Consider the following 22,984-nt stretch of genomic DNA (forward strand, 5'->3'; position numbering starts at 1 on the left):
GGCTTGTTTTTAATTTGCTTTTGTATCATCAAAACCGAAACGAATAAAATGAATAACCGTTCGAAAAAAGCCGATGTCATTGAGGATGACGATTAGCACGAGTAATACCGGACCTAAGAAAAGTCCAAAAGCGCCAAACAACTGCAGTCCGGCAAAAAGTGAAATTAAAACCGCTACGGGATTTAAATTCATATTTGTCGACAAAATCTTCGGTTCGAGCATTTGCCTAATGATCACGATGATGACATATAGAATAGCGATGCCTAATCCCCCTGAAATATCTCCTGTTACGAAAAGATACACAAACCACGGAATTAATATGGTCCCAGTTCCTAAATAAGGCAGCAATTCAGCAATCCCAACAACAATCGCTAGCATCCAAGCGTTTTCCACGTTGAGGATCAGCAAGCCTACAAACACAATCACCGCTGTAACCATCATGAGAATGATTTGAGCACGAATAAATCCGAACAAACGAATCCGTGTTGCTTGTACAAACTCTTTTCCTTTAGTACGAACTTTACGAGGAATGTGACGATCGTAGACCGATTGGTAAAAACTCCAGCTTTTTCCCATAAAATAAATGCTTAAGATAATAAACAGAAAAGCAACTAGAAAACTTGGAAGACCAATAAGAATGTTTCCAATAAGATCTAGCGCAGCCTGTCCGAGATCACCGACAAGATTACTAATCGAGGTCCCTAATTGATTAATCCCTTCTGAGAGTGGACTAGTGCCACCTGCATCGAACTGATCGAACGTTTGAAGGAATTGGTGCCATAACGGCAAAATCGTTTCATTAAAGAAGATCTGTATCTTTTCAGCACCTTCTTCAATCCAAGTTGGAACTTGTTCGAAAAACTGGCGCAAACTAAAGTACACAAGAAACACAATTCCTGTTAGAACCGCACTTATTGCTAAGATGCCACCTAATAAACCAAATAAACTTGCAAATCCTTTGTTAAATTTCAATTTATATTGAAAAAAACGGGCAACCGGTTGGAGCATCCATGCAAATAATGCCGCAAACCAGAATGGATATGTAAGGGAAAACAGTCTAGCAACGAGCCAGCCAAACAAAATAAGAGAAAGAATGATTATGAATGTACGTAAAACCATCCAACCAACTTCTTTAGACAAAGACACACCTTCTTCCAACGACAAGTAAGCTTTCTTTTATCTTATTGTATAAGAGCGCTTATTTTACTGTCAAATCTATACAAGAACACCTAGACATCGCGCGCATAACATTCACGTAGCGAGATCTAGGTGTTTTACATTACGATGATTCTACTTCAGTTAAGTTTTCCAATGGAAGGACCAAAATTTCAACGCGTCGATTTTGTTCTCTTCCTTCTGTCGTGTCATTTGACGCTACTGGATGATATTCACCGTATCCTGTATAAGAGAGTTGATGCGCCTCTAAATAATTTGATTCTAAGAATAGCTTCATTACATTATATGCACGAGCGCCACTTAAATCCCAATTAGATTCAAAAGTTGCTCCTGCCATCGGAACATTATCGGTATGTCCAGATACTTGTATATAGCGGGGAGGGTCAGAAGCAAGCATTGCAGACAATTGTTCCATTAGCTCATGAGAGTTTTGTCGTAGCTCGGCGCTTCCAGAATCAAACAAAATGCCGTCGTTAATCGTAATAAGCAACCCGGATGCACCGAGCTCCGTTTGCAAACGGTCAGCCAGTGCTTTTTCCTCTATGTAGCCATTAAGCTGGGATTGCAGTTGCTCCAGTTCGGATTTCTCAACTTTCGCTGCTTCGCTTAATAGCTCTGTCGAGATGGTTGAATCTTCGGTAGGGCTTTCGTCTTCAACGATCGAATCTTGGTAATCAAGAATGCCTTTGCCACCGAGGGTTTCAGAAAGGACAACGCGTAATTCATCATATTTTGCTTGATCGACTTGACCCATGGCAAACAACACAATAAACAACGCAACTAATAACGTTAGCATATCAGCATAAGGTAGAAGCCACGATTCATCCACATGCTCATCTTCAGACCGCGATCTAGATCTCCGCTTCTGCAACATTTTTACTCTCGACTCCTCCCTTTACGCGATGTTGTTTCTTCTCTTCTAGATACACACTTAAGTATTCTTCGATTGAACGAGGAGAGCTTCCGTTAATAATCGCAATCGTGCCTTCAATAATCATATGTTGATGTAAAACCTCAACCTTTGACTTTCGTTTTAATTTGTTTGCAAAAGGGTGCCAAAGTACGTAACCGAAGAAAATTCCGAGCAGCGTAGCAACGAAAGCAGCGGCAATTGATTCCCCTAGCATCGTAATATCGTCTAAATTTCCTAAAGCAGCAATTAAACCGAGCACTGCTCCTAAAACGCCTAAGCTTGGCGAGTACGTGCCAGCTTGACTAAAGATAGCAGCTCCTGAAGCATGTCGCTCTTGCATTGCATCAATGCGCTCGTGCATCGCATGACGAATAAAATCAGGATCTTGGCCATCAATCATCATACGAATCGCTTGTCTAAAAAAAGGATCCTCAATCTCGTCGATTTTGCCTTCCAACGCAAGCATGCCATCTCGTCTAGATATGGATGCATACTCAACAAAATGTTCAATGATCTCCTCTTGGGTTTCGTCTTTTCTATTTGAAAAAAGAACGCGGAAAAGCTTTGGAATTCGTTTAATATCGTCAAAAGGAAACGCAATGAACACACAAGCGAACGTTCCTAGTAAGATGATGACAATTGCTGCAGGATTTAGTAAAACTTCAAGACTTGACCCTTTTAAAAGGATACCAAGTACGATTGTGCAAAAACCTAGAAAAATACCAATGTATGACGACTTATCCATGAATGTCTCCTTTAGTTAAAAATATAAGACTTGCCTTACTCATTAAATCGGTTCAATCCATTCGACATTGAAGTAAGAACACGAATTTCATCATTTGTTCACATGAATTGAGTCTAAAGGATGATCCATACATGGGTAATATTGCATAATAATTCTCCAATTGACCATAGTAAAAGAGAGGGAGGCGTTTACGTTGAGATCTTACTCTTCAGTTCGATGGCTACTTGTGATTGTAGGTGCTATTTTTGCTGCTGTCGCGATTGAATTATTCTTATTACCAAATAACATTATCGACGGTGGAATTATTGGGATATCTTTAATCTTAAACCGCATAACGTCAATTAATTTCGGATTACTCGTCTTTCTCTTGAACATTCCTTTCTTATACATAGGCTATAAACATTTAGGAAAATCTTTTTTCGTCTACTCTCTTCTCGGAATCATTGGATTAGCCGCAACCGAGGCGATCTTACATCAGTTTCACTTTGCGCCCATTACAGATACCCCTTTATTAGCAACCATTTTTGGTGGGCTGTTATTAGGAATTGGAGTTGGGATCGTCATTCGAAATGGCGGTGCCATGGACGGTACAGAAATTTTATCCTTACTTATCACAAAACGATTGCCGTTCACAGTCGGTGAATGTGTCCTCGTTTTTAATATCTTTGTCTTTGCATGGGCAGTGTTTGTATTTGGTATAGAGAATGCGATGTACTCGGTGCTGACGTACTATGTTGCTGCGAAAGCCATTGATACCGTTGTAGAAGGGTTAGATTCAACAAAAGCGGTCATGATCGTATCAAGTCACTACGATGAACTAACAAATATTCTCACACAGCGATTAGGAAAAGGAGTCACAAGGTTAAAAGGACAGGGCGGTTACGAGGGTGACGAAAAAGATGTGCTTTATGTTGTCGTGAAGCGAATGGAAATTATGCAGCTCAAAAAAGCCATTTATGCGGTAGACAAGCATGCCTTTTTCACGATCATTAATGCACATGAGTCCAGGGGATCAACATTTAAACGAAAAGACGATCATTAACTGTCATTCTATATGGCTTGCACTAGTGATAAATCCTCATTTTTAATAATCCATCTTATAATACTATACGAGGGTATGGTATATTTATGAAAATACTTTAGGAGGTTTACATATGCGAAAAAATAACTCTATAGTGGCAGCAACACTTATCGGACTAACCTTTACCCTTGTTGCATGTGGAAATGGAGAAACAGACGATACCTCTGAAACCGCTGAGAAACATGACACGCATGATGAAGCGAGCGATGAACATGCTGGGCATGAAATGGATTTATCAAGTTCAGGCGAAATACCCGAAGGCTTAGAAGAGGCTGAAGATTCGTTGTTTCCAGTTGGAACGACAGCTTATATTGAAGACGGGCATATGCCGGAAATGAACGGTGTTGAGGTCGTAATAACAGGAGCGTTTGATACGACCGTCTATACGGTTTCTTATGATCCGACAGATGGCGGTCAACGAGTGGAAGATCATGAATGGGTCGTACATGAAGAATTTGTAGAAGTGGGGGAAGAGCCTCTCGAAATCGGTGAAGAAGCATCGATGGACGCCTCTCATATGACAGGGATGGAAGGTGCTGTAGCGGAAATTGATTCAGCACAGAGTACAACCGTTTATATGGTTGATTTTACCACAACAGATGGAGAAGAAGTTCAGAATCATAAATGGGTCGTTGAAGAGGAATTAACGGCTGTCGAATAAGGATAGATGATGTAGAAAAAAGTGAGCTTTTGCTCACTTTTTTTAATAGATTGATTTATGTTTTCGATAGGTTTTGCCTTTCCATAAAAGGAGAAACGCAATGAATAATCCAATAAGTGAAAACGTGAGAATAATCGATTGAATATCAATCCCTCTGGATACTAGAAATGTCACACCCGCGTACGCAAGAGGATCAAATCCATTCATAGCAAGAAAGACAATACTCATGACCCTGCCCATAATGCGTGGATCTGTATCTTCTTGAGCCGACGTAAAGAAAGGAATGGAAACAAAGGTCATTGAAAAACCAAGTAAAAATGCAAGTGCCGTTAACACAGCTAAATTTGGAATCTGGCTAAAAGCAACGGCTACGACAAGTGTCGCAATTAAGCCGAGGATCGACGTCAAGCCGCGACGGCGAATTTTTACCGTTCCGATAATGGCTGTACTGACAAGCATACCAATTCCTAAGCCCGCTTCAATATAACTTAAATTAATAGGCGTTCCACCATATGTTTCTACAAGAATGGGAATGGCAATAGAAATCGCTCCAAAAGCAAAAAAGTTTAGCGTAATTAAAATAAGAATACCTGTAACTAAAAATTTACTCGCTTTTACATAAGAAAACCCTTCTAGTAAATCTTTAAGCGGCGTTTGTTTGACCGTATTATCTACTGGACCTTCTTTTAAGAATGGTGGAAACATAAAGAAAGCAGACAAGAGCACAATGATCGCAGCAACGAGATAGCCTGTTGTTACCCCGCCAAATTCCATCACACTTCCTGCAATGATAGGACCAACGACAAAACCAATTTGACCAAGCCCTTGAATGATGGCGTTCGCTTGCTTAATTTGGCTTTTTTGAACCAATTTCGGTATAAGCGATGTACCAGCAGGTCCTGAAAAAGCATCTAATGTACCAAAAATAAGCCCTAATCCAAGAAGATATTCAAAGCGTAATTCACCTGCTTGATGAAAGAAAAACACGATTAATACGGATATCCCTTGAATGAAACTTGTGCTAAACATAATAGTCGTTTTCTTAAATTTATCTGCAATGACCCCACCAAACGCCATCATGACAATTCTTGGGACCGTCATCGCAATTAAAATGATTCCTAATGAACGCGCTGACCCAAGATCTGAAATCACAAACCATGTCGTTGTCATAAAGAACATGCTATAGCCAATAATCGCTAAAAAACTTGCCATAAACAAAAAGATAAAGGGGCGATTTTTAAAGAGTGATTGATTCATTTCATTCATCCTTTCAACATGAAGATACACTAAGCATAAGGTGTGACGTAAAGTCACACGCAAGAGCTTTTTACTGAAAGGTAGCAGAATGAGGGTTGTGCATGTACAATGATAAAAAAAGTGGGAGGCGTAGACAGATGGAAGTCATCTATTTTGCCGGGGGCTGTTTATGGGGTGTGCAAGCATTCATTCAAACATTACCTGGCGTCACATCAACTGAAGCTGGAAGAGCAAATGGCACAACGCAGACGTTCGCAGGACCTTATGACGGTTATGCAGAATGTGTCAAAACAACATACGATCCCTTTACAGTCACTGTTCACGAATTAATGGGTTATTTTTTCGAAATCATTGATCCATATAGCCTTAATCAACAAGGACAAGATGTCGGCAAAAAATACCGCACAGGCGTTTATAGTGAAAAGATTGCTCATCTTGATCAAGCGAAAGCGTTTATCCATACAAGAGAGGATAAAGGTTCGATCGTAGTGGAGGTTTTACCACTGACAAACTACATACGCAGCGCAGAGGAACACCAAAATCGATTGACTCGATGCCCAGACGATTATTGCCATATCCCTGAGACGCTTTTGAAAAAGTATCTGTAGGAAATGTTGGTGCCAGAAGAATGATAGGGGTACAATCCTACCATTCATAATTATCTTTTCAAATTGGTATAAAAATTTACTTTTATTGCACCGTATAGCCACCATCTATGACCATCGTTTGCCCGGTAATGCCTCGGGCTTCTTCCGTTGATAGGTAAACAGCCATGCTTGAGACTTCTTCAACGGTGATTAAACGTTTTTGGGGAACAAGCGGGTAGATGACATCTTCTAACACCTTTTGTTCATCCACGCCGCGCGCTCGAGCCAAATCTTTCATTTGATTACGTACGAGTGGGGTGTCGATATACCCTGGTGCAATGCAGTTCACCGTAATGTTGGACTCAGCACATTCTAAAGCAGCTACCTTAGACAAGCCGATGATGCCGTGTTTTGCACTATTATAAGCGGCTTTTCCTGCAAAACCTATTAACCCATTAATAGAAGACATATTGATAATGCGTCCAAAACCTTGCTCTTTCATAATCGGCAGAGCATATTTAATCGCTAAAAACGGTCCAACAAGCATAATCTCAATAAGCAAACGGTACCGTTCCACTTCAAATTCTTCAATTGGAGCAACGTGCTGCATGCCAGCATTGTTTATTAAAACGTCTAACCGTCCGAATTGATTGACGGTCTTTTCAATCATTTGTTGCACATCTTCTTCTTGTGTGATGTCAGTAAGAACAACACTTGCTGTATAACCTTGCTCGTTAAAAAAGGCTTTGGCACGTGTTAATCCAGCTTCATCACGGTCAGCCAACATCACCTTTGCACCATTTGAGGCAAAGCGTTTTCCAATTTCAAAACCAATTCCACTTGCGGCTCCTGTTATTAAAACCACTTGATTTGAACGTGTCATAAAGGATTCCTCCAGATTCATCTACCATAGAATGTAGAATTGATGTAGATCATGTTCTTTGAATTTTCACCGCAATGTTCTTACACTTCTTTAACGCCCATATATAATGACTCAACGTATTCGCGGCAAAATATGTATGCAAACTACTGGTTTTTGTCCACTTGTAGTACTTTTTCGTCATGAGTTCTTCTTCAGTGTGGCGTTTAATTAAAGCCGTCACTCTCTCATGGCTTAATGTTACTTTTTTAAGCGCTTGCTTCAAGGTCACCTCTTGATACGCCTCCCATATCTGTTGATTGAGAGAGTGTAGATTGCGCCATTTGAACCCAGGTGCGGGCATGAAAGGGGAATCGTCATCCATGCCTTCACGATACCAGCGCTCGAGCATTGCCTGCCATTCATATACGTGCATGATGACGTCTCGAAAATTTTTATCACGATCACTGGAATCCACAGATAACGTTCTTTTTCGAGCGGGTACAGATTTTATAAGGTTTAAAAGAGCTTCAAACTGCATTTCATTATCCGCTAGTAGTTTTTCTTTTAACATGCCTTCACTCATGTAACAGTCCACCTTTTACTAGTATATAGACAAGTTTTCGCCACTATTTATTTGGTCGTACTTGTTGAAACAACTGAATTAATTTTTTAAATAAAGCAAAAACGATCCGGACAATGATACGGATAAGCGCAAACATCAACACGATAAAGGCAATCGCTACTAGTAAAAAGGGTCCTTGTTGTATGCCTTCCATGAAAAATCACCTAACCTTTTGTAACGTAGTTGACATTCCCACACGTAAATTCTGTAGTCAATCCTGAAATTGACTATTATAAAATGAACAGGATCGCTTTTCTATTTAGCGATAAATAGAGTATGCTTAAGGGTGTGAGGTGTCGTATGAATAAAAAACTATTTTCTCAGTATCCATTAAGTAGCGAAATTAAACGTGCTCTATCTTTCTTACACTATACTAGTCCAACTTCTATTCAGCAAATGGTGATTCCGTTGCTGCTTCATAAAGAAAAACAGGATCTTGTTGCTCAATCGCAAACAGGAAGTGGTAAAACAGCAGCCTATGGCATTCCTTTATGTGAAAAAATAGATTGGGATGAGAATAAAGTACATTCTTTAATTTTAACACCAACCCGTGAGCTGGCGGATCAAGTGAAAGAGGATCTAACTGCAATCGGGCGCTTTAAACGGCTCCAGATTAAAGCCATTTACGGAAAACAGTCTTATGAAAAACAAAAATTAAGCCTAAAGCAAAAAACTCATGTCGTTGTTGGAACACCAGGCCGTGTTCTTGACCATTTACAAAAAGGAACACTGGATGTATCGAAGCTTCAATATGTAGTCATTGATGAAGCGGACGAGCTTTTTAATAAAGGGTTTCTAGAACAAGTCGATGCTATTTTTGAACGATTGCCGAAAGAACGAACGCAACTGTTGTTTTCTGCTACGTTCCCAGAAGAAGTGGAAACTCTCATTGAGAACATAATGGAAGACCCTGTGTATGTGAAAAACGAAGAAACAAATGACACCCCTGCTATTCAGCATATGGCGGTTCAAGCGACACGGCAAATAAACGATGTAATCCTTGATGTGCTACACAAGGAAGAGGCAGACAATGCGCTCATTTTTTGCGAAACCCAACGAGATGTTGACCACCTTTTTCAAAAAATGAAAACGACGACGCCATCGCTTGCAAAGCTGCATGGTGGCATGAGGCAGGAAGAGCGCTTACGCGTGATGAATCAATTTAAATCTGGCCACGTTCGATATTCGCTATCAACAAATCTCGCAGCGAGAGGAATTGATGTTCATAATCTAGCTCTTGTCGTTCACGCAAGTTTCCCTCAATCGATTGAACATTATATTCATCGAACTGGACGAACCGGGCGTAATGGCGCGGTCGGAAAATCGATTTTACTTGTGACAACAGACGAGCTAAGAGCGTTGGCTGAATTTGAACAACAACTAGGCTTTTCCTTTCTTTTTCAAGACATTCCACATGCTTCGATTAAACAAAAACAGCAATTTTATCGAGATAAAAACGTTACACATGTAAAAGAAGAAAAGAAAAAAATTAATGAAGGCATTATGAAGCTTTATTTAAACGGGGGAAAGCAAAAGAAAATCCGTGCTGGTGATTTGGTCGGGACGATTACGTCCATTCCGAACGTAGACGCAAGCGATATCGGCATTATTACCGTTGAGCAGAACGCGAGCTTTGTGGAAATTTTAAACAACAAAGGAACACATGTGCTCGAACACTTACGTAAATCGACAGTCAAAGGAAAACAGCTAAAAGTACATCAGGCAAAGAAATAAAAGAAAGAACCGTTTTCGTGGGAAACGGTTCTTTGCTTCATTAATTGGAAAGGAGAAAGGTGGAAGCCAATGAAAAATAGAGAATGTAACCATTGTAGGGAAGAAATCGCGGTGCTAAACGTCTTAAGAGGAGAATTCACCCAAGTAAGATGCCCTCACTGTCATAAAAAAAACGAGCTAAGTAAGCGCTGCAAACAGAAAAACATTGCTTTATCGAGTGTATGGTTTATAAGTATGGTCTTCACGTTCATATATGTTGAGCAAATGGTTTGGCGGGTTGCAGTTCTTATAGGTCTACTCATTTCGGTTTATTTGATCTATTGCCTTCATTTTGAGGTAGAAGAGGCAGGAGCAATGGGAGAATAACGATTCAGTAGTACGTTTCAACCATCAAGACGCGGGTACCCTTATTAAAAGAGGAGGAATACGATGTCTGATGATCTAATTGGCATAATTCTAGGGATTGCTTTTGTATTAATTGTTTATTTTATTGTTTACGCCATCCAAAAAAGAAAAAGCTCAAAAGTAGGCTGGAAACCAGAGGGAATTACTTTTTTAACTATCGCTAGTATGGGCATCATAACTGGAATAGTATTAGGCGGTCTTTACGGTCCGTGGGGGATGATGGCACCAATACTGCTTTCTTTCGGCGTTGTCCCAGCACTGATTGTAATCGTCATCATAAAAAGTTTTTTCTTATACGTGTTGAAAAAAGATCTTTAACCATAATGTACTGTCACAAATTACGAATCAAATAAGACCCCTACATTCTTAGTATTATAAAATGTCTACTAGCACACACATCGTAGCAAAATAAACACGCACATAGTCAGAGGAGCGATTTGATTGAAATTTAAGGCAAGGAAAGACTGGTATAGTGTGTTAGTCCTATTAATCGGAATCATTTGCCTGTACATTAGCATCTCTTATCCGTTTATACATACAAGCCATCAAAATGACGACATAACGGTCATACTCATATATGGTTTCATACTCCCACTAGGAATTTACACCATTTGGACGCGGTTTGGAACGTCATACTTACTAACTGAAAAAAAGCTAATCGTTAAACAAGGACCCATCCGTATAGCGATTGAGCTTCATGATATTGAAGTGATAGAGAAAAGTTCACAACCGCTAGTGAACAATACAACGCTTTCTGCAAAGAACTTCACTGTTCACTATAGGCAGAATAAAACTATTCGAATTGCACCGAAACATATGGACGTGTTTATTAATGAAATCCAAAAATCTAACAGTCGTATTCGATTTCATAACCACTAAAAGGATACGTTTAAAAATGCCGTTTGATTTAAACGTTTATACCTCTACGTTTTAAAGAGAGATCAATAGCGGAAAAATCTAGACAAAAAACCCGCATCTACTTATGCGGGAGTAACTTCAGTTTCTTTTACAACATAAGTGGTTTTCCCATTTAGGTTTTCAAACGGATAGACTTCAATTCGTTTTACAACAAAACCTTTATGATTAATACCTTCAAAAGTTGACACTAAGTTTTTAGAGTCTAAAACAGGGTCAGACCAATTTAAATCGGGAGAATTCTTATCTTGAAAAAGCTTTTGTTGCGCTAAGCTTTCATTTTTTAAACTAGCCAATTTATCCATGTTCTTCACTCCTTTAATCATTGTCATTACAAGTCTTATATAACCTAGTTTAGCAAGAGTTAAACAAATTCATTTGCCCAATCGTTTTCTTTAATGGAAAAAAGCCTTGATAAGGATGGAAATACTCGCTATAATGTCCTTTATAAATAGACAAATGTTTTTACAGAGAGAACAAAAGGTGGTATGGTCATGGAGAGAGCGATACAGATTGGATTGTTAGGGTTAGGTACGGTTGGAACAGGAGTCGCATCGATTATTAAGCAGCATCAAGAAACATTATCTCATCAAATTGGACGTCCGATTGAAATCAAGCGCGCATTTGTTAAGGACTTACACAAATCTCGAGAACCTTGGCTATCTTCTCTAGAATTAACGGAAGATGTTAACGCAATTATTCAAGATCCGTCCATTGACGTCGTAATTGAAGTAATGGGGGGGATTGAAGAAACCTATCAATACGTAGAGCGTGCCTTAAAGGAGAAGAAACATGTCATAACGGCGAATAAAGATTTAATGGCTGAATATGGGTCAACCCTTTTACATAAGGCGAATGAATTGCATTGTGATCTATTCTATGAAGCTAGTGTAGCGGGTGGAATACCAATCATTCGTACAATTACTGATGGGCTATCAGCAGATAAACTGACAAAAGTAATGGGCATTGTTAATGGTACAACAAACTACATGCTAACTAAGATGACAGAGGAAAAGCGAACGTTTGATGATGTGTTAGATGAAGCGCAGACACTTGGTTATGCGGAAGCAGATCCAACTGCAGATGTAGATGGACTTGATGCGGCTCGAAAAATGGCGATCCTTGCGACACTCGCGTTTTCCACGCAAGTTCATATTTCTGATGTATCTGTTAAAGGAATTCGGACTGTTTCTGATATTGACTTATCGTATTGCGAGCAGTTCGGTTATACAATGAAATTAATCGGGCTAGCTCAAAAAGACGAGGGACAACTTGAAGTCCGAGTAGAACCAACGCTCTTGCCAAATACGCATCCATTAGCCAATGTTCACAATGAATATAATGCGGTGCTTGTAGAAGGTGAAGCGATGGGGGAATCGATGTATTATGGACCAGGTGCAGGGTCGTTACCTACAGCAACAGCGGTTGTCAGTGACCTAGTAACGGTAGCAAAAAATATCCAGCGACGTGTCCACGGTATGTCTTATCAAACGCCAATGTTTCAAACAACATTTAAACAAGAGAATGAAATTCAATCACCTTATTTTATTCGCTTACATGTATACGACAGGGCTGGCACGTTTGCTGCAATTACCACTCTTTTTGCTCAACATGATGTTAGTTTTGAACGATTAATTCAGCTACCTCTTGCAGACCAGCAGGAGCAAGCGGAAGTTGTTCTAATCACACATACGACCACGGTAGCTATTATAAAAGAATTAGTAGCGAAATTAAAACAGCTCGAAGCGGTTGCTGACGTTGCAAGTTACTATCGGGTTGAACAAAAAGGTTAACGTTTCAGTGCGTCGCTTATTATTAAAGGACGATAAAAAGACCCGATGTCTGCAGCACCAAATCGGGTCTTTTTTCATTACCAATCCGTTCTAACGGTATCAGTACCTGAATTAGGCGTTGTATAAGAGCGATTATTGCCACTTTGCCAAACAACGTTGCCATTTTGATCTTTTTTAATATATTTATACTCCACTTTTTTTCCTGCAGGGACACTAATGTCATAGTACCAAGTCGGGTATTTATAGATCACTTGATTAAACATTGGGCCAATGGCTTTGTTCGGATCCCAATTTCCGAGCTCACTAACATTTCCAACGATATAAAGATTGGTTCCAGCATTTGTCGTAGCGCTGTTCACCGCAAAGCGAACGCTAACTTGATCACCCGTTAACACCTCAAATTTGCTATAAACAGGACTTTTTTTGTTCGTCGCACTTACAACGGAAAGATCGACGTAGCCAGCTGTCACATTTGGAACCTTGACTTCTATTTTTGTATTTGACCAAGACACCACTTCAGAGGACGAAGAGCCAAAAAGAACGCTACCTTTTTTATCGCCAAAACCTTCGCCACTTATCGTGACCGTATTTCCGGATTTCCCCATCATTGGACCAACATGACCAATTAAAGGAGAAGAAATCGGTTTCGTGACCTGCCAGACGGATACACTGTTTGGACGTAGTTGAAAGGCATTCACGGACCCATTTGCTTGAACAGAAATAGAATGACCATCCAAACGCTGTTGCAGCTCATCGGCGTAGTTTCCTTGAGGTAAAGAAGTGTTGAGGCTATTTATGGAGTAGTTCTTACTACTACTGTTTACAGCCGTTAGCACAACATGATTGCCAAATGTTCTTTCATAAATATAGACATCTGCGTTGATCCATCGTTCAGTTGTTTCTCCGTAGCCTAAAGCAGGATTGGTTTGTCTTAACGAAGCCAACTTTTTAATCAGCTGATAGGAATTCGTCGAACGATCAAACGTTTTCATCGGCTTGCGATTTTCAGGATCATTTCCTCCTGTTAAGTATTGTTCCGTTCCATAATAAATCGTTGGAACACCTCGAGATGTAAGCATAACCGCTAACGCCAGATCCGTTTGGCGCTTTGATTGGTCCACAGTGAAACGACTCATGTCATGATTGTCGATAAACGTGACTTGATCGATTACTTCATTATAATCATTTTCAGTGCTCTCAATCATCGCGTGAAAATCATACCAGTTGCTGCTTCGATCTTTTAACACGCTTCGAATGGTTTGACCAAATCGAAAGTCTAATAAACTCATGCCGCTTTCATTCGCAAACTGATGATTTTGAGGATCAACTTCTCCAGCTCCTAAAAACCATTCACCAAATGTAAAAACCGGTTTATGCGTATAAATGTCGCTCATCAAGGACGTCTGCCAACCTTCTGACATATGTTTAACAGCATCAACACGAATGCCGTCAATCCCTTCATCTAGCCATAGCTTAATCGATTCTTTTAAATATTGATCCATGACGTTGTTGTTTAAATTATAATCAGCTAAATCATATAAATTGCGGTAAATGCTGTCTTCATATGACGAGAAATCCGTTCCGCCGTTATGATGAAATAATGTGTTCGGATCATTTGAATACGTGCCTAATCGTACGCCATTGTTATAGATGGCTCCATTTTCAGCGTAGCTAGGATTGGTTTCAAGGGCTGGTGATGAATGATTTGGCGTGAAGTCCATAATGATTTTAATTCCTTTGCTATGTGCAGTTTGAATTAATCGGTCAAAATCAGCGAAGCTTCCATAGTATGGGTTTGTTTTTTTGTAATCACGTGCCCAGTAGCCATGGTACGATGTATACCCACTCGGATGAAGGGCATGAACATTTTCTACTGGCTGTGAAATCCAAATGGCTGTAATGCCTAACTCCGTTAAATAGCCATCATTCATTTTGTTAATGATTCCTTGCCAGTCCCCACCACAGTATTTATGCAAATCACTACACGTTTGACTGAAGATGGCTCCAGAAGGGTTATTCGCTGGATTTCCATCAGAAAACCGATCGGTGACAATTTGATAGATTACATCTTGAGAATAATTGACTTTATTTGTTACGTCAGCCTGAACAATTTTAGGTGAAGAAAGTAGAAAGAAGAATAAAAAGCTGATTGATGCCACTCTTATAATCATAGTAGAACCTTTCAAAGATGTTCCCTCTCTAAAAGAATGTAATAAATAAAACAAACCCCGCCCTTTAAATGGTTAAAAGACGGGGTTGTTTGGGAAAAACCAAAAGCATTGCCCTTATGAATGAGGAAAGTTGTTCTTTTAGTTTTAGTTGATGGACAATTAGTTCGTAAATGGGTAATTGGAACGAATATCCATACAGCCAATCAAAAGTTTTAAGATGATTGTAAAAAAAGGTGAACCAACGTTTATGTTAAATCAAAGTTGGGTAGGGAGGAATAATGAATATGTATAAGGGAGGAGGGGGCTCTTATTAGTAGAACCGTTCGGTTATTAAATAATCTTCCGTTTCATTTAAACGAAACGGGTAAAGCCACAGTATTTGAAAATGATATTATTTCATATCTTTGCAAGGACGATTTAACGCTCTTCATGGAATATTATATCGGCGCCACTTATATGAATCAGCACCGAGATAAAGAAACTTACGCTCTACATACGCTAATTAAACATTCTGTTATGGTTTATGATTGGCTTCAATTAGGGGACAAACCATCCAGCTTAAATGAAGTGACATTAAAATTTCAATTAATGCATGTGGCTAAATTAATGAGAAAGATTTCAGAAACAAACGTCAGCTCGCCAGCTGAGTATTTGGAAAGACTGATTATTTTAGACCGTTATTAATTATTCGCTCGTGCATATTGTAACGATTAATTAAAACCTATGGCTAATACTTGAATTTAACCGTTGATATGACTATGATAAAAGAAGCCTTTGTAAAGGAGGGGAGTATGGAACAGACAAAAGATGAGATGTTAATTCTCCTCATTCGTGATTGTGAGAAGAAACTCAACAGACCTTTAAAGAGGGCAGAGATTACTTTACTTAAAGCCGTTTTCAGTAAAGAACCGAAATCTCTTCAATAGCGCATAGCCACTTCGCTATCTCTTATCTGTTCCATTCCTTTTTCTTTCATTCTCTTAAAGTTCTTGTCTTTTTAACACGTTTACCACGAGTTCATAGTCTTCAGGTGTATCAACATCTTGAAATGCAACATCATCTTTATATTGAATCCGCGTAACGCTCTTTTCTTCCGTTTGAACGATTACTTTTTTTGCCCCTTCTTCTCCAACTAATGATAATAAATCGATAAATCTTCTCTTATTACAAAAAATAGGTGGTTGAATGACGCCATTATGCTCGCTTACGACAAAATCAATCTTGTCATGTTTTTCGTCCTGACGAAATGCCTCAATCAAGCGATTAATGTGTTTAGGTGTTAGTAAAGGTTGATCAGCAAGTAGAAAAATCAACCCATCGAATTGAGCCTTCATCGCCATTTTTGCGCTTAATTTTATAGATGCAGATTGACCTTCCTTCGCAAGAGGATTCATTATGTATTGTAAGCGATCTGTTTTGTTTAAATGAGTGTAAAACGGGATTTCCTTGTCTTGCACAAGCACATACACATGGTCAACTTCGCTTTGCAATGCTGTTTTAATCGAACGTAAGCCTAAAGGTTCTTCACCAAGTGGAAGCATCAATTTGTCTTGATTCATTCGCCTTGAAAACCCCGACGCCAAAATAAACGCCGCAATTTTTCCCATTTTTTCACCTCCGTATGTTTGACTCTTGCTTACTATTTTTATGGTTAACATGCATTTATCTTTAGTTTGGCTATTCTTTTAATTGCCTCTTCTAAACGATCTTCATCAGCTAATAAACCGACTCGCACATATCCCTCACCTTGTTCTCCAAACCCGTTTCCTGGTGCAACGACAAGATGTGCCTCAGTTAATAGGTAATCTGCAAATGATTCCGAGGTAAAACCTAATGGGATCGGCATCCAAACGAAAAACGAGCCTTTTGGCGCTTCCACTTCTAATCCAATCCGTTTTAAGCCATTAATAAATACATTTCGACGTTTCTCATAACGAGCCGAAAGCTCTTTCGTTTCTTTTTGATCGGATAAAAGCGCTGTTGCAGCAGCATGCTGAATGCCACCAAATAAACTAACGTAAAGGTGATCTTGAAGCAAGTTAATCGCATTGATCACGGACGCATTTCCTACCGCAAAACCTACACGCCAGCCTGCCATATTATACGTTTTCGAAAGAGTGTACATCTCTACACCTGTTTCTTTTGCACCTTCTGCTTGTAAAAAGCTCGGTGGTTTGACGCCGTCAAAGCCGATTGCTCCATAAGCAAAATCATGCACAACACAAATATGATTTGCGCTAGCAAATTGAACCGTTTCTTCAAAAAATTCATGGGTGGCAACACCTGCTGTCGGGTTGTTTGGGTAATTTAAAAATAAGAGCTTCGCCTTTTCAACATCTTCAGAAGGAATGGCTGAATAATCAGGTAGAAACTCATTTTCAGCAAGAAGAGGAAAAAGAACACTTTGCGCTTGAGCCAAAGCAATACCTGATGTGTAATCTGGATAACCTGGATCAGGAAGCAACGCGACATCACCAGCATTCAGAAGACATTGACTAATTTCCACAAGCCCTGTTTTCGCGCCAAACAAAACCGCTACTTCCGTTTCTGGATTAAGGGTTACGTTATATTCACGTTTATAGAATGTCGCAACCGCTTCTTTTAGAAACAAATGTCCACTAAATGGACCGTACTGATGATAAAGTGGGTCAGATGCTGCCTCTTGCAAAGCTTTTACGATGAAAGAGGGAGTAGGTAAATCAGGGTTTCCTTGCCCAAGATTAATGATATCGTGTCCTTTTGCAACTTGATCTCGCACTTTTGCTGTTAATTTTGCAAAGAATTGGTCAGGTAATCCTTGCAAAAGTTTGGATTGTTCAAATTTTTGCATATGTAAGTTCCTCCAGTAAAACAAGGATTTTAGAAACCGAAAGCATATGTACAACTTCCTGTTAGTATCGCATATTGTGATTACGAAAGCTTGAACTTTTATGATCTCGATCGATCATTTGAGGGGCCAGTGTGATTAGAATGCAGTTTAGTTCCAATATTACCACATTCATGAAACTTCATCGAAAATGTAACGTAAATACAATTAATGATCGATACCATTATGAGTAAAGGGGATTGAAAAGATGGATATTCAACTTGTGATGATGGTAATTGTGGGCAGTTTTTTAGCTCTGATCGGTTTTTACTTTATGTATAAGCACTTAAAAAAGTCATAATGCTGTATCATGTGAATTGACTTAATTTTTCACTTATTAGACTTTACCTAAACGAAGGATAGGATTTAGGTTTTATTGCAATCCGGGTAGGCTAATTAAACGTAATCATACTGTAGCTAATTATGCTTCAAGCACTTGAAGAGGAAATACGTAGAAAGTAAAGCGGGAGTTGGTTTTAATGAGACGAATTTATGATTATCTATCTATTGAACAAAAAATAAAGGTCGTTGCCGAGTTAAAGAGCGATCTTCAAGAATTGGTTGAAGAGTTAATGCAAAACAAAGAGTATACGAAGCTTGTACGTGACATTCTTTACAGCACTAAAGATAGTTGGACTATAGAAATACATGAATTAGAAGAAGAGATAAAACGGAGTACAAACAATTAAAGTTAAAAAGCTATAAGCTGATTCTCAACACAGTTTATAAATCATCACAAGCAATTTTTTAATGTAGGAAGGAAGAAAAATTCAATTCAACTGGCCCCATCATATTAGGTAACCATACTCTTATTACAAGAAAATAACCTAAAATACCTACGGCAACTCCAATAGCAATTACGATAAGGGCTTTCTGGTTTCTCGACATTTATTTCACCTCATACTTACAATAACATAAAATATGCCATCGTGAAGTGCTAGTTTTTCACGATTCTCAATACATCACTGTTGAAATTGGACATGTAGTAACTTTAGTTTTATGAGGATTGAATGGTATGGAGGTTTCACTATGACAAAGAGTCGTTTATTTGATGCGCTCATTGCATTCATGGCGGTAGCGACGGGAAGTTATTTAGGTATGTTCATCATTGAAGGGAGAGACTATAGTTTTACTGACAACTGGCTTCAACACGCTTTATATGGCGTTGGCTCAGCGCTCGTGTTTTTGATTTTCTTCCCCTTGTTTACGAAGAGAGAGAAAACCAATCGCACTCAGAAAAAGTAAATAAGAGTATCATTCATTCAGTCGATATTCAATTCACAGCATAAAAGAACATGGCATAAATTCATAAGTGATGAGGGGGTAGCTTTCGTGCGTACAGATTTCTCTTTTATTAAAAATGAACGTCATGTTAATGGTACAATTTCAAGGTAATTATTACCGTTCTGGTTATAAATACCATAAACTGTTCGTAAAATCCTTGCACTTATGTTAACTTTAATTGAAAATAGGTTAACAATAAGGGTGGGATAAAATGAATGCCGTACGATTAACGATTTACTCAGTAGCAACAATACTTTTTGTTACATATGTATTTTTGCACTACATCGATGTCTGGTCTTCAGAACAATTTATTGAAATTATTTTTTTCTTCATAATGATAATTTCAATATCTACTGTTGGTTATCATTATTCAAGATTTAAGAGCAACAAATAATTTAAATGGTATAATAGATGCGTTCGCATGGATTGACTAGTTTTTATTTTTAATAGATGCTCGAAATATCAAAACTGTTCAAAAAGGACGTTTTTAAATGAATAACCCGAAAGGATATATCAAAATCTCTTTCATTACATATTTATTCTGTTCTTTCATTTTTTTTACGCTTGAGTACGCTGCTCCAGCCTATGACTGGTCATTTTTCATCACTGCAAGTTTTCTTTATTGGCTAGTTGTTCAGGAGAATATCAGCGAAAGTTTCGTAGAAAGGCTACACCTTAAAGCTTCCAATAGGGGGCTTTTTTATTGGCTAGTGTTATGGATACGTGAAACCTGATTCTTAGTCCGAAAGGTTTTAGTTTTGCTAACTTTATTGTAGAATGACTATCGCACAACTTACATTGTTGCAAATCTTGAATTAGGTGTGATTAGGTTGGAAGACTTTGATTATTATTATGAAATGTTGGTCAATGTTAATTCAAAAACAGAGCAAGTTGTTTTTAACGATAGTCTTGAAAAAATATATACCCTCAGACGGTTTAATGACAATATTATTGATAAGCTCTTGGCTTATAGAGAGCCAAAATCTTGTGTAAATATCTTATTAAGGGACGAATTGGGTAAATCCCAAGTCACTGTTACAGAATCCTGGAGTTTCAAACGGAAATTCAATATTAAGTCTCAGGCTACTACTGAACCAATCTCTGCAAAGGCTAACCCTCAACTATTTGAGGTGAGATTCGGCAGAGAAACCTACAGTATTGTAAAAAGTGACGATAGCATTAGAATCGTATACAAAGATAATCAAAAGGTACTAGAATCAAGGATAAAAAGAAAAGGGCTCTCATTAAATCATTACATCAAAATCTATAATCAAGAGATTGACATCGAGCTAGTGATAGCATGCTTACATACTTTTATTATTGCTTATTAGCAAACGCTAGTCACTTTAAATATAAAGCCAGAATAAATATAATATTCTTCGCAGTTTATGGACTTCTTTGGGATTAACTGTACGGTAGGACCACATTAAGATGTTATTGTGAATAACAACATATACATAGGAGTTGCTTTTATGTTGAGTATCTTTGGAAACCACTACCGATTGAACAGCTTATTACTCTATGTAGTTTTTTTCTTGAGCATAGGAATTATAAGTTTGAATTTACTCTACAAACTAAAATTTGGAGCAGATCTGATATCTGTCAACATGGGTATTGGTGTTGTTCTCCTAGTTTATTCTAGTTCTAATTTGTTCTTTAAATAACTAGAGTACCTTCAATCAGTTTGAGCGGTTTAGTACAGATTAACTTTACCGCTCGGTTTATGGACTGGAATCGTCTGTATCCAATCACTTAAAATGGTGGATATTAAAAATATCAAAACTTCGTTAATTAAGGAGTTGTAAATTATGTCCAAAGGTATAATCGCTTTAATAGCTCTAACTTCAGCTGTTGTATGGTATTTTGTATCCAGAGAGGCGATGGAGTCATCTAAAGATATAAACTGGCAAAAATTAATGCTCCTATTATTAGCGGGGTCTGTTACGACACTAATTATAAACATCTTACTATTTAGAAACTTGTCGATTTTTTAGAATGGAAGTAATGAAAACAGAAGCAGCCTGTAGAGTAAGAATATCCTTAATCTGTTTATTAAAACGATGATTAAAAGGATGGTTTAGATGTCGAAGTACAACACTATACCACTAATTAACGCTCATATTATTTCAGATTACCCAGTTTATTTAACGATCACTATGGATAATACCGACCATTCTTTTAATGTTCAGCAATAAAGCTGAAGTAAAAGAATCAATTTATCAGGTAAACTTGCAGAAGGAGCAATCAAATGAGGAAGACTTATTTAATTGCATTAATCATTTTTCTATTACTAAGTAGTACGATAATAATATTTAATCCTAATCCTTTAATCTATATCCAATTTATTGGACTATCTATATGTTATTTACTGCATTACGTCATGAGTAAAAAGAAAACTAAAAATAGAGCAGATGAGTAGGCTTATCGTATTCTCAGAACTTTTTATGCTAGCTTTCAGGATAATAACTTTCTTTGTACCTAGTCAACTTATAGGTAACATATCTTTTTAAACTCAATGATCGTAAAAGAAGGTGGCGTAAGTATGAAAAAGAATATACTCTTAGTTTCAGGAGTTTTCACAGTCAGTCTTAGTGTTATAATGTTATTTTTTGCTTCAATTTTCTCCTCATTAAGTAACAATACTCTTTTAACTACAGTATGTTTCTTGGGGATAGCAGGCTCCATCCTTGGACTTTCCAGTCTCTGAACCAATGATCATAGTTAAAAGGATACGTTTCCAAGAACTAAAAGGCATTTATATAAGATGTCTTATTTTTCATGCATTTTATGGATACTGCGAAGTTCGCCTTATTTTATGTCGCTAATCGTACACGTTAGTGAGACAAGAAGGCTTCAAACTGGTTGAAAGCGTAATTTGATTTACATTTTAAATAAAAACCATTACCTTGAGATTCACTATAATAGCACATTACCTTTCATTATGAAGTTTGAGCTAGGTCATTTAAAGGGATAGTTTAGAGGAAGGAAAAATTTACAAGGAGTTGTCGTTTATGAGCCCACGAATGTTAGCAATATTCATAGCTGCTATCCTATTTATAGTAGCAGAGCCAATACGTTCCTTCATACAAAATGAACCCCTCTCAGATATTTATCTAACAGTTATCTCCCTATTAGGTGTCATTATTGTTATTACAGCTATCAGTTTTTACTTTAGATCCCGGTCTCGAAAACAAGCACTTGAACGAGCACATAAGGAAGATCAATTAGAACAATTAACAACTGAGACGCTGAATCAAGGGGAATATGCGTATCAAGAACCGTATTGGATGATGCATAACCACCCTGTACAAATTTATAATGGGAGTAAGCAAGCCATTGCAAGTTTTCAATTTCGGTTTAGAAACCGCTATGAAAAATGGGTATCATTATTAGGCTTTATTGACTATCGTAACGTAGAAGTCAAAGATCACGTCTCAGGAGATATCGTTTATTTTGAACATATACCTATGAGAAAATCGCTTTGGCGCGACAAGTGGATTGTCTACAAAAATAATAACAAGCATGGAAGCTTCGAAGTGGCAAAACTATCACGAAAACAATTGGAAAATCAATTGTTATTCTCTTATAAACCGGAAGACGGGACTCAGTACGAGGTGATAAGCCCAAGACTTAGCAGAGAAACTAAGGTGAAAGAAATAAATGATGGTCCTGTAATTTTAATGGCAAACCGTACGTTACTTGAGATAAAAGGAAAAGGGAGAGAGGGCAACCGTGGTCGGAAGCACGAGTTAGACGACCAGTTACCTGAACGCCTTTCTTTTATCGAAAAAGTAGGCATCTATCAACAAGCAATTGTTAAAGTTGAGAATAGTCGATAAAACCTTTTCAAACATTATTAGGTTATAATATTCTAATTAACGATCGAGAGCTTTCCTTTAAAAGAGGAAAGCT

At 38.1% G+C, this 22,984-nt stretch carries 26 protein-coding genes; 15 read left to right on the top strand and 11 right to left on the bottom strand.

Translation table 11 applies throughout. The annotated features are described in order from the left end of the window. Nucleotides 1–9: 9 nt before the first annotated feature. The 3 genes from ytvI to motA form a co-directional block, all read right to left on the bottom strand. On the bottom strand, nucleotides 10–1,140 hold the full coding sequence (gene ytvI / locus ACE1TH_RS06000) for a sporulation integral membrane protein YtvI (RefSeq protein ID WP_255225286.1): 1,131 nt from the start codon (nucleotides 1,138–1,140) through the stop codon (nucleotides 10–12). A 139-nt stretch (nucleotides 1,141–1,279) separates the two neighbouring features. Further along, nucleotides 1,280–2,050 (bottom strand): OmpA family protein, encoded by a 771-nt coding sequence (locus ACE1TH_RS06005; RefSeq protein WP_099300769.1) that lies wholly within the window; start codon nucleotides 2,048–2,050, stop codon nucleotides 1,280–1,282. Continuing rightward, nucleotides 2,028–2,834: a flagellar motor stator protein MotA gene (gene motA / locus ACE1TH_RS06010; RefSeq protein ID WP_099300768.1), complete on the bottom strand. Its 807-nt coding sequence runs from the start codon at nucleotides 2,832–2,834 to the stop codon at nucleotides 2,028–2,030. The genes ACE1TH_RS06005 and motA overlap by 23 nt, the downstream gene beginning before the upstream one ends. A gap of 160 nt (nucleotides 2,835–2,994) precedes the next feature. On the opposite strand from motA, the gene ACE1TH_RS06015 reads away from it, so the two are divergent. Next, the gene (locus ACE1TH_RS06015) at nucleotides 2,995–3,876 is read left to right on the top strand and encodes a YitT family protein (RefSeq protein WP_373454084.1); all 882 of its coding nucleotides are present in this window, start codon (nucleotides 2,995–2,997) and stop codon (nucleotides 3,874–3,876) included. 112 nt (nucleotides 3,877–3,988) lie between these two features. Then, the gene (locus ACE1TH_RS06020) at nucleotides 3,989–4,576 is read left to right on the top strand and encodes a YdhK family protein (protein ID WP_375078513.1); all 588 of its coding nucleotides are present in this window, start codon (nucleotides 3,989–3,991) and stop codon (nucleotides 4,574–4,576) included. A gap of 42 nt (nucleotides 4,577–4,618) precedes the next feature. On the opposite strand, the gene ACE1TH_RS06025 is transcribed toward ACE1TH_RS06020, so the two are convergent. Next, nucleotides 4,619–5,833 (bottom strand): MFS transporter, encoded by a 1,215-nt coding sequence (locus ACE1TH_RS06025; protein ID WP_375078514.1) that lies wholly within the window; start codon nucleotides 5,831–5,833, stop codon nucleotides 4,619–4,621. A 137-nt stretch (nucleotides 5,834–5,970) separates the two neighbouring features. On the opposite strand from ACE1TH_RS06025, the gene ACE1TH_RS06030 reads away from it, so the two are divergent. Next, nucleotides 5,971–6,441 (top strand): peptide-methionine (S)-S-oxide reductase, encoded by a 471-nt coding sequence (locus tag ACE1TH_RS06030; RefSeq protein ID WP_375078515.1) that lies wholly within the window; start codon nucleotides 5,971–5,973, stop codon nucleotides 6,439–6,441. A gap of 82 nt (nucleotides 6,442–6,523) precedes the next feature. Here ACE1TH_RS06030 and ACE1TH_RS06035 read toward each other — a convergent pair whose 3' ends face one another. The 3 genes from ACE1TH_RS06035 to ACE1TH_RS06045 are packed head-to-tail and all read right to left on the bottom strand — an operon-like array spanning nucleotide 6,524 to nucleotide 8,058. After that, the gene (locus ACE1TH_RS06035; RefSeq protein WP_099300763.1) at nucleotides 6,524–7,303 is read right to left on the bottom strand and encodes a 3-hydroxybutyrate dehydrogenase; all 780 of its coding nucleotides are present in this window, start codon (nucleotides 7,301–7,303) and stop codon (nucleotides 6,524–6,526) included. A 49-nt stretch (nucleotides 7,304–7,352) separates the two neighbouring features. Further along, nucleotides 7,353–7,865 (bottom strand): ClbS/DfsB family four-helix bundle protein, encoded by a 513-nt coding sequence (locus tag ACE1TH_RS06040; protein ID WP_375078516.1) that lies wholly within the window; start codon nucleotides 7,863–7,865, stop codon nucleotides 7,353–7,355. Nucleotides 7,866–7,908: 43 nt separating this feature from the next. Then, complete coding sequence (locus ACE1TH_RS06045; RefSeq protein ID WP_375078517.1) at nucleotides 7,909–8,058, bottom strand: hypothetical protein; 150 nt, start codon at nucleotides 8,056–8,058, stop codon at nucleotides 7,909–7,911. A gap of 146 nt (nucleotides 8,059–8,204) precedes the next feature. Between ACE1TH_RS06045 and ACE1TH_RS06050 the strand changes: the two genes are divergently transcribed. The 4 genes from ACE1TH_RS06050 (at nucleotide 8,205) to ACE1TH_RS06065 (ending at nucleotide 10,922) form a co-directional block, all read left to right on the top strand. After that, complete coding sequence (locus tag ACE1TH_RS06050; RefSeq protein WP_375078518.1) at nucleotides 8,205–9,638, top strand: DEAD/DEAH box helicase; 1,434 nt, start codon at nucleotides 8,205–8,207, stop codon at nucleotides 9,636–9,638. A 69-nt stretch (nucleotides 9,639–9,707) separates the two neighbouring features. Continuing rightward, entirely contained in the window at nucleotides 9,708–10,004 is a 297-nt protein-coding gene (locus ACE1TH_RS06055) for a hypothetical protein (RefSeq protein WP_255225279.1), read from the top strand. A gap of 63 nt (nucleotides 10,005–10,067) precedes the next feature. Next, on the top strand, nucleotides 10,068–10,361 hold the full coding sequence (locus ACE1TH_RS06060; RefSeq protein ID WP_099300759.1) for a hypothetical protein: 294 nt from the start codon (nucleotides 10,068–10,070) through the stop codon (nucleotides 10,359–10,361). 123 nt (nucleotides 10,362–10,484) lie between these two features. Continuing rightward, complete coding sequence (locus ACE1TH_RS06065) at nucleotides 10,485–10,922, top strand: PH domain-containing protein (RefSeq protein WP_255225278.1); 438 nt, start codon at nucleotides 10,485–10,487, stop codon at nucleotides 10,920–10,922. Between the two features lie 101 nt (nucleotides 10,923–11,023). On the opposite strand, the gene ACE1TH_RS06070 is transcribed toward ACE1TH_RS06065, so the two are convergent. Continuing rightward, nucleotides 11,024–11,263 (bottom strand): hypothetical protein, encoded by a 240-nt coding sequence (locus tag ACE1TH_RS06070; RefSeq protein WP_099300757.1) that lies wholly within the window; start codon nucleotides 11,261–11,263, stop codon nucleotides 11,024–11,026. Nucleotides 11,264–11,452: 189 nt separating this feature from the next. Between ACE1TH_RS06070 and ACE1TH_RS06075 the strand changes: the two genes are divergently transcribed. After that, entirely contained in the window at nucleotides 11,453–12,751 is a 1,299-nt protein-coding gene (locus ACE1TH_RS06075) for a homoserine dehydrogenase (protein WP_375078519.1), read from the top strand. A 77-nt stretch (nucleotides 12,752–12,828) separates the two neighbouring features. Here ACE1TH_RS06075 and ACE1TH_RS06080 read toward each other — a convergent pair whose 3' ends face one another. Then, the gene (locus ACE1TH_RS06080; RefSeq protein WP_375078520.1) at nucleotides 12,829–14,922 is read right to left on the bottom strand and encodes an alpha-amylase family glycosyl hydrolase; all 2,094 of its coding nucleotides are present in this window, start codon (nucleotides 14,920–14,922) and stop codon (nucleotides 12,829–12,831) included. Nucleotides 14,923–15,351: 429 nt separating this feature from the next. On the opposite strand from ACE1TH_RS06080, the gene ACE1TH_RS06085 reads away from it, so the two are divergent. Both ACE1TH_RS06085 and ACE1TH_RS06090 read left to right on the top strand, forming a co-directional pair. Further along, nucleotides 15,352–15,606 (top strand): hypothetical protein, encoded by a 255-nt coding sequence (locus tag ACE1TH_RS06085; protein ID WP_099300755.1) that lies wholly within the window; start codon nucleotides 15,352–15,354, stop codon nucleotides 15,604–15,606. 107 nt (nucleotides 15,607–15,713) lie between these two features. After that, nucleotides 15,714–15,848, top strand: a complete 135-nt coding sequence (locus tag ACE1TH_RS06090; protein ID WP_255225275.1) for a hypothetical protein — start codon at nucleotides 15,714–15,716, stop codon at nucleotides 15,846–15,848. A 54-nt stretch (nucleotides 15,849–15,902) separates the two neighbouring features. Here ACE1TH_RS06090 and ACE1TH_RS06095 read toward each other — a convergent pair whose 3' ends face one another. After that, nucleotides 15,903–16,529, bottom strand: a complete 627-nt coding sequence (locus ACE1TH_RS06095) for a nucleotidyltransferase family protein (protein ID WP_255225274.1) — start codon at nucleotides 16,527–16,529, stop codon at nucleotides 15,903–15,905. Nucleotides 16,530–16,573: 44 nt separating this feature from the next. After that, nucleotides 16,574–17,752 (bottom strand): pyridoxal phosphate-dependent aminotransferase, encoded by a 1,179-nt coding sequence (locus ACE1TH_RS06100; RefSeq protein ID WP_255225273.1) that lies wholly within the window; start codon nucleotides 17,750–17,752, stop codon nucleotides 16,574–16,576. Between the two features lie 515 nt (nucleotides 17,753–18,267). Between ACE1TH_RS06100 and ACE1TH_RS06105 the strand changes: the two genes are divergently transcribed. From ACE1TH_RS06105 to ACE1TH_RS06125, 5 genes are all read left to right on the top strand, one after another. Next, a complete protein-coding gene (locus tag ACE1TH_RS06105; RefSeq protein WP_099300752.1) occupies nucleotides 18,268–18,477 on the top strand; it encodes a hypothetical protein in 210 nt (69 codons plus the stop codon). A 340-nt stretch (nucleotides 18,478–18,817) separates the two neighbouring features. Continuing rightward, complete coding sequence (locus ACE1TH_RS06110; protein ID WP_375078521.1) at nucleotides 18,818–19,033, top strand: hypothetical protein; 216 nt, start codon at nucleotides 18,818–18,820, stop codon at nucleotides 19,031–19,033. Nucleotides 19,034–19,902: 869 nt separating this feature from the next. Continuing rightward, nucleotides 19,903–20,403, top strand: a complete 501-nt coding sequence (locus ACE1TH_RS06115; RefSeq protein ID WP_375078522.1) for a tubby C-terminal domain-like protein — start codon at nucleotides 19,903–19,905, stop codon at nucleotides 20,401–20,403. Between the two features lie 477 nt (nucleotides 20,404–20,880). Further along, nucleotides 20,881–21,066, top strand: a complete 186-nt coding sequence (locus ACE1TH_RS06120) for a hypothetical protein (RefSeq protein WP_375078523.1) — start codon at nucleotides 20,881–20,883, stop codon at nucleotides 21,064–21,066. A 1,017-nt stretch (nucleotides 21,067–22,083) separates the two neighbouring features. Then, entirely contained in the window at nucleotides 22,084–22,911 is an 828-nt protein-coding gene (locus ACE1TH_RS06125) for a tubby C-terminal domain-like protein (protein ID WP_375078524.1), read from the top strand. Nucleotides 22,912–22,984 lie beyond the last annotated feature (73 nt).

The sequence above is a fragment of the Shouchella sp. JSM 1781072 genome, assembly GCF_041949915.1.
Lineage (GTDB): Bacteria > Bacillota > Bacilli > Bacillales > Bacillaceae_D > Shouchella.

Coding starts and splice junctions, on each gene's coding strand:
- ACE1TH_RS06005 (WP_099300769.1), bottom strand. CDS start 2,050: ATGTTGCAGAAGCGGAGATCTAGATCGCGGTCTGAAGATGAGCATGTG.
- motA (WP_099300768.1), bottom strand. CDS start 2,834: ATGGATAAGTCGTCATACATTGGTATTTTTCTAGGTTTTTGCACAATC.
- ACE1TH_RS06020 (WP_375078513.1), top strand. CDS start 3,989: ATGCGAAAAAATAACTCTATAGTGGCAGCAACACTTATCGGACTAACC.
- ACE1TH_RS06025 (WP_375078514.1), bottom strand. CDS start 5,833: ATGAATCAATCACTCTTTAAAAATCGCCCCTTTATCTTTTTGTTTATG.
- ACE1TH_RS06030 (WP_375078515.1), top strand. CDS start 5,971: ATGGAAGTCATCTATTTTGCCGGGGGCTGTTTATGGGGTGTGCAAGCA.
- ACE1TH_RS06035 (WP_099300763.1), bottom strand. CDS start 7,303: ATGACACGTTCAAATCAAGTGGTTTTAATAACAGGAGCCGCAAGTGGA.
- ACE1TH_RS06040 (WP_375078516.1), bottom strand. CDS start 7,865: ATGAGTGAAGGCATGTTAAAAGAAAAACTACTAGCGGATAATGAAATG.
- ACE1TH_RS06045 (WP_375078517.1), bottom strand. CDS start 8,058: ATGGAAGGCATACAACAAGGACCCTTTTTACTAGTAGCGATTGCCTTT.
- ACE1TH_RS06050 (WP_375078518.1), top strand. CDS start 8,205: ATGAATAAAAAACTATTTTCTCAGTATCCATTAAGTAGCGAAATTAAA.
- ACE1TH_RS06055 (WP_255225279.1), top strand. CDS start 9,708: ATGAAAAATAGAGAATGTAACCATTGTAGGGAAGAAATCGCGGTGCTA.
- ACE1TH_RS06060 (WP_099300759.1), top strand. CDS start 10,068: ATGTCTGATGATCTAATTGGCATAATTCTAGGGATTGCTTTTGTATTA.
- ACE1TH_RS06070 (WP_099300757.1), bottom strand. CDS start 11,263: ATGGATAAATTGGCTAGTTTAAAAAATGAAAGCTTAGCGCAACAAAAG.
- ACE1TH_RS06075 (WP_375078519.1), top strand. CDS start 11,453: ATGGAGAGAGCGATACAGATTGGATTGTTAGGGTTAGGTACGGTTGGA.
- ACE1TH_RS06080 (WP_375078520.1), bottom strand. CDS start 14,922: ATGATTATAAGAGTGGCATCAATCAGCTTTTTATTCTTCTTTCTACTT.
- ACE1TH_RS06085 (WP_099300755.1), top strand. CDS start 15,352: ATGGAATATTATATCGGCGCCACTTATATGAATCAGCACCGAGATAAA.
- ACE1TH_RS06090 (WP_255225275.1), top strand. CDS start 15,714: ATGGAACAGACAAAAGATGAGATGTTAATTCTCCTCATTCGTGATTGT.
- ACE1TH_RS06095 (WP_255225274.1), bottom strand. CDS start 16,529: ATGGGAAAAATTGCGGCGTTTATTTTGGCGTCGGGGTTTTCAAGGCGA.
- ACE1TH_RS06100 (WP_255225273.1), bottom strand. CDS start 17,752: ATGCAAAAATTTGAACAATCCAAACTTTTGCAAGGATTACCTGACCAA.
- ACE1TH_RS06105 (WP_099300752.1), top strand. CDS start 18,268: ATGAGACGAATTTATGATTATCTATCTATTGAACAAAAAATAAAGGTC.
- ACE1TH_RS06110 (WP_375078521.1), top strand. CDS start 18,818: ATGACAAAGAGTCGTTTATTTGATGCGCTCATTGCATTCATGGCGGTA.
- ACE1TH_RS06120 (WP_375078523.1), top strand. CDS start 20,881: ATGTCCAAAGGTATAATCGCTTTAATAGCTCTAACTTCAGCTGTTGTA.
- ACE1TH_RS06125 (WP_375078524.1), top strand. CDS start 22,084: ATGAGCCCACGAATGTTAGCAATATTCATAGCTGCTATCCTATTTATA.